The organism is Ruminococcus sp., assembly GCF_024684275.1.
In genome coordinates this window covers 1-9,570 of sequence record NZ_JAIKXF010000030.1, presented here as the reverse complement: position 1 = coordinate 9,570, position 9,570 = coordinate 1, and the positions used below count along the sequence as shown (strand labels likewise).

Here is a 9,570-nt window from a genome sequence, read left to right as displayed (position 1 = left end):
GGAATACACGCCGTTTGTCTCAACAAGGAGAGTTACATTGTATTCCTCAGCGATAGGAACGAGCTTCCTGAGAGTCTCAACGATATAGTCATCGTCCACCTCGTCAACAGGATCAGGATTAAGATCTGCAAGTATTCTTATATAAGAAGCGCCGAGCTTGCCTGCAAGCTTAGCATATGCCTTTATCTCATCCTCAGCCTCCTGATACTTATCCTTGAACTTCAGACAAGCACCTGATGAAAGACATGGTATCTCAAGTCCCAGCGACTGAAGCTTTGCAATGGTATTAGGCAGCTGTGCCTCTGTAAAGGGCTGAGCCTTGACGGAGAATATCTCGTTGCCAAGACCTCTTATCTCGATACCGTCAAATTTAAAATCCTTTGCCATTGAGTAAATGTCAGTCCATGACCATTCAGGACAAGCAAGAGTTGAAAAACCAATTTTCACATTTATCATTCCTTTTTAAAAAATATATCGCTGTCTGTCATATCTATCATATCATCAGTCTGAACACGAAGCTCTACAGCCGTATGAATCCCCTTGTCAAAGCCAGCTGTCGTTATATATGCCTCCGCCTGCTTCTTTGTTTTGAAGCGGCGCGCAAATACATTGCTGTGTATAAACAGCCGCCGTGAAACTGCATACAAACCATCAGTACTGCGCTTTATCACCCATTGCACGGCTAATCGCTCCTATCCGAAAAGCTTGTAGTGTACTATTCCGAACCATTCCCTCACCCAGTAGGTAGGGATAATATACCATGAGGTATACCCTGAGATATTGTAAGCACTTATCCCCTGCTTTTCAGCTATCATCTCAGCACGAAGCTGGTGGAAACCGTCGGTGATAAGAGTTACTGTTTCGGGCAAGCCGTTATCGGCTATTATCTTTTTGGAAAAGCGAAGATTTTCCTCGGTATTCACAGACTTGTCCTCCATGAATATCCTTTCGGCAGCTATGCCCCGTTCCACAAGCCAGTCCTTCATGCACTGAGCCTCACTCAGGGCTTCGTCCTTTCCCTGTCCGCCCGAAACAACAGCACAAACGCTGTCGTGCTCAGAAAGATACACATATGCGGCTTCAAGCCTGCGTCCGAGCATAAGGCTCGGTCTGCCGTCCTTGACCTTACAGCCCAGAACTACAACAGTAGTATTTTCATCCTTTGGCGGATCATCAGCCGCACGGAGCATAAAAACACTGATAACGACAGCAAGCACCACAGAAGCTGCCGTTATCACACAAATTGTCAGAACAGCTATCCTGCCGGGAGCTCCCGACCACAGCTTCCCGAGGAAAGCCGTGAATCTGCCCCAAAACAGAAATACCGCTGTCAGCAGAGCCGACACTGCCATACCTGCGCCATTGCCCAAATTGAATATGCCTGTTAGCACAGGCGCAGCAAACAGCAGAAAAGCTCCGAAGCATATGACTGCCGGTATAACCTTTGCGTCCATTTATGCTTCCTTGCTCCTTAAAGCAGCAAGCTTCAATATCCTGTCAAGATTTTCCTTTGTTGTAGTTTCGCTTCCGAGGTGAGTCGGTACCTTATTATAAAGGCCGTGGAAGTCTGAGCCTCCTGTCTGGATCAGCTCATATTTCTCAGCAATAGCTCTCAGCTCGCTGCGGCAGCTTTCGTCAGCGGAGAAATGTCCTATCTCTACGCCGTCTATCTTGCCGTTCTTGGCAAGCTCCTCAAGAAGCTCGATATTATCGTACTGTGCAGGGTGAGCCATTACAGCTACTCCCCTTGCGGTATGTATCAGGTCAATCACAAAATTTACGTCAGGGTACTCACGCTCAACATAGCATGAACCGTTCTTCGGGTTGAACAGTTCTCTGTCCAGATCGCCGTAGAATTCAAGCGCATAGCCGTAATCTATGAGAGCACGCATGATATGCTGCTTGAATATGCTCTTTGAAGCTGTGGTACGTTTAAGTATGCTCTCCTGCGTTATAGGGAACTTAGCCATGACCTTTTCGATCATTTCTCTGGAGCATTCCTTTCTTATCTCGCAGGATTTCAAACATAGTCCTTCAAGTCTGTTTGGCTTTGAAGGCGCATAGCAAAGTATGTGTACCTTGCTGTTTCTTGCCTTATCCCATGCTGAAAGCTCTACACCGTGGAGCATTTTCACTCCTGCGCGTTCACCAAGAACATCAGCTCTTGAAAAAGAAGCCATTGTATCGTGGTCAGTGATAGAGAGCCAGTCGATATCCATACGCTTCGCCTGTGCAATTACATCTTCAATGCCAAGCGAGCCGTCGGAAAGTGTAGTGTGACAGTGCAGATCGCAGATCATACATAACCTTCTTTCGCCGCATTAAATAAGCGGCTGAATTTAATAATATTGTATTTATATGGCGCTTTTTTTAGAACATAATCGCAAATATAACCGTTATTATATAAATAACGTCTATAATTATATCACAAATTCAGCAAAAGTTCAAGTATTTTATTGCATTTTTCAATTTTTTATAACTTTTACGCAATATCAGCAGTAAAAAATATCACTGAAGTTTCGCGTAAAGCTCGCTTTTTCTGAAGCCTGTTTCCTTTGCCACAGCCTTGCAGGCATCGGTGGGCTTCTCGCCCATTTCTATGAGTTTCTTCACCTGAGCCATAGCCTGCTCTATGGTTATTTCCTCTCCTGAGCTCTCCTGTGCCCCCTCAAGAACAAGGACAAACTCGCCTCGGGGCTCGTTGTTATTGTAATACTCTACTGCCTCGGATAGAGAAAGTCTCAGTACCTCCTCATGTATCTTGGTAAGCTCACGGCAAAGAGCTATCCTGCGCTCTCCGCCAAAAGTCTCTGCAAGATCGGCAAGTGTAGTTTTCAGCTTGTGGGGAGCTTCATAGAACACCATGACCGCAGTCTCACCTCGAAGCTTTTCAAGGCGCTCAGCGCGCTCCTTTTTAGGAACGGGAAGAAAGCCCTCAAAGGTAAATCGCCGTGTACTGAGCCCCGATACTGCAACTGCCGAAACAACAGCACTTGGCCCCGGAACGACTTTTATGTCAATGCCGCTCTCGGCGCACATCTTCACCAGAACCTCACCGGGATCGGATATACATGGCATACCTGCATCTGTGACTATTCCGCAGCTCTCCCCTGCAATGAGCCTGTCGATTATCTTCTGGGCATCTGCCTTTGAGCTGTGCTCGTGGAAGCTGACAAGCTGCTTTTTTATCTCAAAACGATTCAGCAGCTTCAGGGTTACGCGCGTATCCTCAGCACAGATGAAGTCCACAGCGCCGAGGGTGTCAAGCTGTCTGAGGGTAATATCCTCCAGATTGCCTATGGGTGTGCCTATAACGTAAAATGTACCGCTCATAGCTGCTCCTTTCCTGTGTCATATATCCTCTGAAGCTCGTCTGTAAAGCCGTTTTCGCTGCGTATGTAGAGCTGAGGCTCGACCTTCATGAATGGCTTTGAGCCCTTTTTCCCCTCAATAAGGAAAAGCCACGGAGCTTCATCAGCGTTTTTGGATACGAAACGAAGTCTTTTAGGCTCAATATCGTGATTTTTCATGGCAAATACCACATCACTCAGCCGTTCCGGACGATTGCAGACGCAGAGCCTGCCGCCGAACTTCAGCAGCTTCTGTGCCGCAGCACAAACGTCATCAATGGTGCATAATATCTCGTGACGGGCTATTTTCTGGGCTGTGATAACACTCTGAAAGCCTGCATTGTTTACCTTGTAGGGCGGGTTGCAGGTTACAAGGTCAAGCTGTCCCAGCGGAGCGTCCTCCCACAGCTCTTTCAGGTCAGCACATATCGGGACAATACCTGTAGTTTCGCTTTTTTCTATTCCGAGACGGAGCTGTTCAACGGCGCCCTCCTGTATATCTACCGCATATGTTACCTGAGGAGGCATTTTTTTCTGCATGATAAGCGGTATTATACCGCAGCCAGTACCGAGGTCGCATACCTTGTCCTTTGCGCGGTACTGCGAAAAATCAGCAAGCAGAAAGGCGTCCGTGCCGAAGCGGTGATCGCTGCTGGCGCAGACGTATATTTTATCGGTTAGCTTTTCGTATTTATATTCCATAATGTTCCTTTTATTCGGTAAAAAATTATCTTTTCATTTTTACAATATATTCTGTAGTTCCTTCTTCACGCTTCTTAATGTCTGTAAGGTGAAAATCATGTGCTTCATAAAAGCGTATAGCGTCAGTGTTCTTTTCAATTGTCCAAAGAAAACTGACCGGATAATTCTCTTTGGCATATTCTATCAATTCTGAGCCGACTCCCTGCCCCTGAAAGAAATGATCGACATATAATTCAGCGATCTCTTCTCTCTCAATGCGGATAAGCCCTTTTATTATTCCGTCATCATACAGGAACATATTGTTAAGAAAGCCGTTTTCATTGTACTTTTCAGCAACAGATAATACTTGCATTTCGCAAAATGAATACACATCGTCATTAAAAATAGAACGATATTTCATTCGTTTTGCAAAAACAAGTATCTCCGCAATTCTTGAAACGTCATCTTTTGTCGCTCTTCTGATGAAAAGCGTCTTTTTAGCTTTACTTTTTACCGGCTCATAATTGTCATCCCGTATCATTTCAAGCGTTTCTTTCATTCCAACACATTTTGCATACCTGTTTTTCCAGATAAACTCGTTGTAATAGCGGTAGGACTGCTCCGCGGTCATATGATCGTTATCAAAAGTTGAATTGCAGTACTCAGGCACTATCATCTCGAAGCCGCGCTCAAAACCGCATTTCACAGCGGCGTCTATGCAGTAATCCGTCTGCAAGCCTGTGACTATGAGCCTTTTGACGCCCTTTGAGCGAAGATATTCCGTAAGCCCCGTGTCACGAAACGGACTGTTCACAAATTTATCGAAAATACGCTCTCCGGTCTCGGGAGCGAACTCACTGCATACATCAAAGCCCTTATTTCCTTTGGAGAGGGGCTGTCCCTCACCGTCATCGTGACAGATATAGATGACTTCTACACCGTTTTTCCGCGATGCTTCAATTAGTTTACGGACGTTTCCGATATATTTATCATAGGCGTAGAGCTTTTCATTGGTTATAAGCTCCTGTGCGTCCACAACAAGAAGTGCCGTTTTCATTTTATAGTTCCTCCGCCCACTACAATATCTCCGTCGTAAAGAACTACTGCCTGTCCGCTGGTCACGGCTCTTTGCGACTCGTCAAACTCGACTTTGTACTCGCCGTTTCCAAGATATGAAACGGTGGCAGGCTGTTCCTTCTGGCTGTAGCGCGTTTTCGCAGTAACTCGCATGGGTGCTTCCAGCTTTTCAATGGAAATAAGGTTGAAATCATCAGCAATAAGGCTCTTTGTGTAGAGATCTGACTCCAGTCCGAGGGTAACGGTATTTGCGGCGATGTCTTTTTTAACCACATAAGCAGGGTGTCCGAGAGCTATCCCAAGTCCCTTTCGCTGACCTATGGTATAGTTTATGATACCCTTGTGCTCACCGAGGACTTTTCCGTCCATATCAACAAAGCTTCCGCAGGGAGTATCGCAGCCCGTAAATCTGCGTATAAACGCTGCGTAGTCGCCGTCGGGAACAAAGCATATATCCTGACTGTCAGGCTTGTTTGAATTCACAAGGCCTGCCTGCTCAGCAAGCTCACGGACCTGTGATTTTTCCAGTGTTCCCAGTGGGAAAAGAGTATGTGACAGCTGCTCCTGAGTCAGTGCATAAAGTACATATGTCTGATCCTTGCTGCGGTCTTTGGGGCGCTTCAGCAGATAGCGTCCTCTCTCCCCGTCATATTCATTCACAGCATAATGTCCCGTCGCGATGTAGTCATAGCCCAGCTCCTGAGCTCTAAGAAGCATTTTGTCAAACTTCACGTGACGATTGCACTCTATGCAGGGATTCGGCGTCCTGCCACAAAGGTAGCTGTCTGCAAACTGCTTCATAACATATTCACGGAAATTGTCCTTGAAATTGAATACGAGGTGCTCAAAGCCAAGACGATAGGCAACGCTTCTTGCGTCCTCAACGTCGGAAAGCGCACAGCAGGTCTTGCCCTCTTTTTTTGCCTCAGATATATCCTCATCGGAGAAAAGCTTCAGTGTAACTCCCATTACCTCAAAGCCCTTGTCACGCAGCAGCATTGCTGCCACAGAGCTGTCAACTCCGCCGCTCATTCCCACCATGACTTTTTTCATTCTATCGCTCCTTCTTTTGAAAACAGCACGGGCGAACATCGTTCGCCCTAAAATATATTTATTATCTCGTCAAGAGACCTGACGTAATAGTCCGAAAGCTCAATTATACGCGGAATATCGGCTTCTGCAACGCTGTCATAGACTCCGCACACGGGAAAGCCTGCCGCCTTTGCAGTTTCGATACAATGGAGAGAATCCTCCGCCACAAGAGTTTCAGCAGCAGCAGTGCCGAGAAGCTCTGCTCCTCCGAGAAAAATATCGGGGAAATTCTTTCCTGTGGGGTATTCCCTGTCAGTGAGCAGAAATCTCATTCTGCCGTAAACTCCGCAGCGTTTCAGCGCAGCCTCAGCAAGTCCCTTATATGTAGCTGTGGCAACTCCGTACGGTATGTTTTTACTGTCGAGAAAATCAAGCACCTCAGTAACATACGGCTTCAAAGGTATCTGCTCCTCATAGCGCTGACGGACCATATCTTCGATTCGCCTGATAACATATTCTTTCGTACAGTCAAGCCCAAAATGATCTATGAAATACTGTGACGATTCATCAACGGTCATTTTTTTAACAACGTCAGAGACCTCGGGAGGCGGATCAGCTATGCCGTTTTCTATGAGAAATTCACGGTCTATACTGCTCCACACCGTCATAGAGTCCAGCAGAGTACCATCAAGATCAAATATAACTCCTTTTATCAAATCATTCTATCCTTCCTTGAAATACATAGCCTGTCACTGTACCGCAGCTCCGGATACAGCGTTCATTCCATGTCGATCATTATCTTAGCTCTGTAGTCCTTTTGCGCTGAGGTTATATTTTCAAGAGCCAGTCCGTATATATCCGACGCTCTTATCTCAAGCTCCGCAAACCGCTCGGCAGTATCGCTGAGCTGTGAGAGCTTGGCTATAGATGATGCAAATGGTATCTTTGCAGAGCCCTTTGCACGGGCAAGTATCTCCCTGCCCCGTTCATTGAATGCAAGTATCCTTCCATATGGCGGAAGCTGCTTCATATCCTCTTTTGTGATGCCTATGAGGAGAGACAGCATTATGCGTCTTATCCTCGCCATAGTATAACGTTTGGTCTTGACCGTGAACAGAAGCTCGTCAAGTGAGCCTGCCATTCTTGCACCGTATATCCTGTGTTCAAGCCCCTGTCCTACATCATATATCTGCGATATTTCCTCAGCTGAACACGTCCTCAGCTTATAGAGCATAACTCTCTCAAGACGGTCAAGAGAAGCTGTCTCGCCCTTTTCTGCAGCAGCAGAGATAGCAGCAGCCCATTCGGGAGTAGTGAATTCACCTATATCGGCTCTTTTGTGTATCATTTCCCTTATCAGAGAAGCGCTTGCAAAGCCGTCCTCGCTCCTATCGCTGTCATGCACTGCATTTTTACGCTTCACTGTAAAAGCAGTCATACTGCTGCCGCTTTTTTTCAGAGCCCTTAAATACTCTATGGCAAGGAGGTTATTAGGCTCTGAGATCAAAGAAGCCGCCTCTGCGTCGTAACCGTTGACTACGGAATTGAGCGCCCGAGGGTAGGTATACCCCTTTTCCATGATAGTTCGTATCTCGTCGGCATGAGTGACCGCCGCAAGGTCAACGGTATCCATAGCCTTCAGAAGCTTATCCGTGTCTCCGCACTCGCTCCCGAAGGAAATCTCGTCAACAGCTCCGAGAGCGTCAAGGAGATATACCGCACCTGCGGCAAAATTTTCCGCCGAGGAAAGGCAATACTGCACGGGAAGTTCGATAACAAGGTCTGCTCCCGAGCGAACAGCAAGACGGGCTCGCTCCAGCTTGTCCATTATGGCTGTATCGCCGCGCTGTACAAAGCTTCCGCTCATAACTGCGGCGATGTGTGTTGCTCCGTTTTCCCGTGTCTTTTGTATGTGGTAAAGATGTCCGTTATGGAACGGATTATACTCGCAGACTATACCGCTGACTTTCATTTTACTACCTCTCCTTGTAAATTTCAATGATTTTTCATAATTTTTTATTTACTCTACAGATTATTAAAGTATTACTGTTGTGTTTTGGGCGTTTTGCAAAAGGATTTTCCTGTTTTTTACGGTCTGAACGGGGAAAAGTCCGCCCGAAAGGACATTGAATGTGCTTTATTTTAAAAAAAGGACTTGCATTTTTCAAAAAATAGTATATAATAATATATGCAAAATTATTTTTGAAAGGAATTACATATATGATCATCTTAGTTGTTAATGCGGGAAGCTCTTCCCTTAAGTATCAGCTCATCGACATGAGCGATGAGAGCGTTATCGCAAAGGGTAACTGCGACCGTATCGGTATCGACGGACATATCAACCACAAGACTGCTGACGGCAGAGTTCTCGATGAGGACTGCGCATTTCCTACACACACAGAGGCTTTCATGAAGCTGGTAGAGGCTCTCACAACAGGCTCTGCAAAGGTTATCGACAGCATGGACGCTATCTCTGCTGTAGGTCACAGAATAGTACAGGGTGCTGATGTTTTTGACAAGTCTGTTCTCGTAACTGACGAGGTCATCGACAAGATCGACGAGCTCCGCGAGCTTGCCCCTGTTCACAATCACGCACACGCACTCGCTCTCAGAGCCTGCAAGAGCGTTATCCCTGCAAATGTTCCACAGGTAGTTGTATTCGATACTGCATTCCACCAGACAATGCCTCCAAAGGCATTTATGTTCGGTCTCCCCTATGATGATTATGAGAAGCTCCACGTAAGAAAGTACGGCTTCCACGGCACATCACACCGTTTTGTATCAAAGGCTCTCGCAGATGCCATGGGCAAGGACGTTAAGGATCTCAAGATCGTTTCATGCCACTTAGGAAACGGTTCTTCCATAACAGCTGTTGACGGCGGTAAGTCAGTTGATACCTCAATGGGCTTCACACCTCTCGACGGTGTAGTAATGGGTACAAGAACAGGTTCTGTTGATCCTTCAGCAGTTACTTTTGTTGCTGACAAGCACGGCTTTACTCCTTCACAGATGAGCGAATACATGAACAAGAAGTCAGGCTTCCTCGGTGTATCAGGCGTTGGTTCTGACAACCGTGACATTCAGGAGGCTGCAAATCAGGGCAATAAGAAGGCTCAGCTCGTTTCTGATATGCTCACATATGAGATACAGAAGTACATCGGTGCTTACGCTGCTGCTATGAACGGCGTTGACGCTATCCTCTTCACAGGCGGTATCGGTGAGAACTCATGGGAAGTACGTGAGGCTGTATGTCAGAACATGGACTACTTCGGCATCAAGATCGACGAGGCTCTCAACCGCACTATCAGAGGCAAGCTCACAAAGATCTCCACACCTGATTCAAAGATCGAGGTATGGATCGTTCCTACAAACGAGGAGCTCCTTATCGCAAGAGATACACTCGCTCTCATTTCTAAGTAATTATATCACA

The 9,570-nt window shown here is 46.4% G+C and carries 11 protein-coding genes and 1 pseudogene; 1 reads left to right on the top strand and 11 read right to left on the bottom strand.

Translation table 11 applies throughout. The annotated features are described in order from the left end of the window. The 11 genes and pseudogenes from K5677_RS03825 to K5677_RS03775 all read right to left on the bottom strand — a co-directional run. On the bottom strand, positions 1-447 hold a 447-nt coding region (locus K5677_RS03825), incomplete at its 3' end, for a TIM barrel protein (protein WP_296724861.1). Positions 448-452: 5 nt separating this feature from the next. Then, entirely contained in the window at positions 453-680 is a 228-nt protein-coding gene (locus K5677_RS03820) for a hypothetical protein (RefSeq protein ID WP_296724859.1), read from the bottom strand. Between the two features lie 12 nt (positions 681-692). Beyond that, positions 693-1,454 (bottom strand): YdcF family protein, encoded by a 762-nt coding sequence (locus K5677_RS03815; protein WP_296724857.1) that lies wholly within the window; start codon positions 1,452-1,454, stop codon positions 693-695. After that, positions 1,455-2,300 (bottom strand): PHP domain-containing protein, encoded by an 846-nt coding sequence (locus K5677_RS03810; RefSeq protein WP_296724855.1) that lies wholly within the window; start codon positions 2,298-2,300, stop codon positions 1,455-1,457. A gap of 208 nt (positions 2,301-2,508) precedes the next feature. After that, positions 2,509-3,333 (bottom strand): 16S rRNA (cytidine(1402)-2'-O)-methyltransferase, encoded by an 825-nt coding sequence (rsmI, locus tag K5677_RS03805; protein ID WP_296724852.1) that lies wholly within the window; start codon positions 3,331-3,333, stop codon positions 2,509-2,511. Beyond that, positions 3,330-4,052, bottom strand: coding sequence for a methyltransferase (locus tag K5677_RS03800; RefSeq protein WP_296724849.1), 723 nt, complete (start codon positions 4,050-4,052; stop codon positions 3,330-3,332). The genes rsmI and K5677_RS03800 overlap by 4 nt, the downstream gene beginning before the upstream one ends. A 25-nt stretch (positions 4,053-4,077) precedes the next feature. Continuing rightward, positions 4,078-4,404, bottom strand: coding sequence for a GNAT family N-acetyltransferase (locus tag K5677_RS03795; RefSeq protein ID WP_296724863.1), 327 nt, complete (start codon positions 4,402-4,404; stop codon positions 4,078-4,080). A 159-nt stretch (positions 4,405-4,563) separates the two neighbouring features. After that, positions 4,564-5,088, bottom strand: a pseudogene (locus K5677_RS03790) (cysteine hydrolase family protein); the annotation flags it as partial. Further along, positions 5,085-6,161, bottom strand: coding sequence for a tRNA 2-thiouridine(34) synthase MnmA (gene mnmA / locus K5677_RS03785; RefSeq protein WP_296724847.1), 1,077 nt, complete (start codon positions 6,159-6,161; stop codon positions 5,085-5,087). The gene mnmA and the pseudogene K5677_RS03790, both read right to left, overlap by 4 nt. A 47-nt stretch (positions 6,162-6,208) precedes the next feature. Continuing rightward, positions 6,209-6,856 carry an HAD family phosphatase gene (locus K5677_RS03780; protein WP_296724844.1) on the bottom strand — a complete coding sequence of 216 codons (648 nt, stop codon included), beginning with the start codon at positions 6,854-6,856 and terminating at the stop codon, positions 6,209-6,211. Between the two features lie 62 nt (positions 6,857-6,918). Further along, positions 6,919-8,112 carry a nucleotidyltransferase gene (locus tag K5677_RS03775; protein WP_296724842.1) on the bottom strand — a complete coding sequence of 398 codons (1,194 nt, stop codon included), beginning with the start codon at positions 8,110-8,112 and terminating at the stop codon, positions 6,919-6,921. Positions 8,113-8,360: 248 nt separating this feature from the next. Here K5677_RS03775 and K5677_RS03770 point away from each other — a divergent pair, with 248 nt between their 5' ends. Next, positions 8,361-9,560 (top strand): acetate kinase, encoded by a 1,200-nt coding sequence (locus K5677_RS03770; RefSeq protein ID WP_296724840.1) that lies wholly within the window; start codon positions 8,361-8,363, stop codon positions 9,558-9,560. Positions 9,561-9,570: the final 10 nt, after the last annotated feature.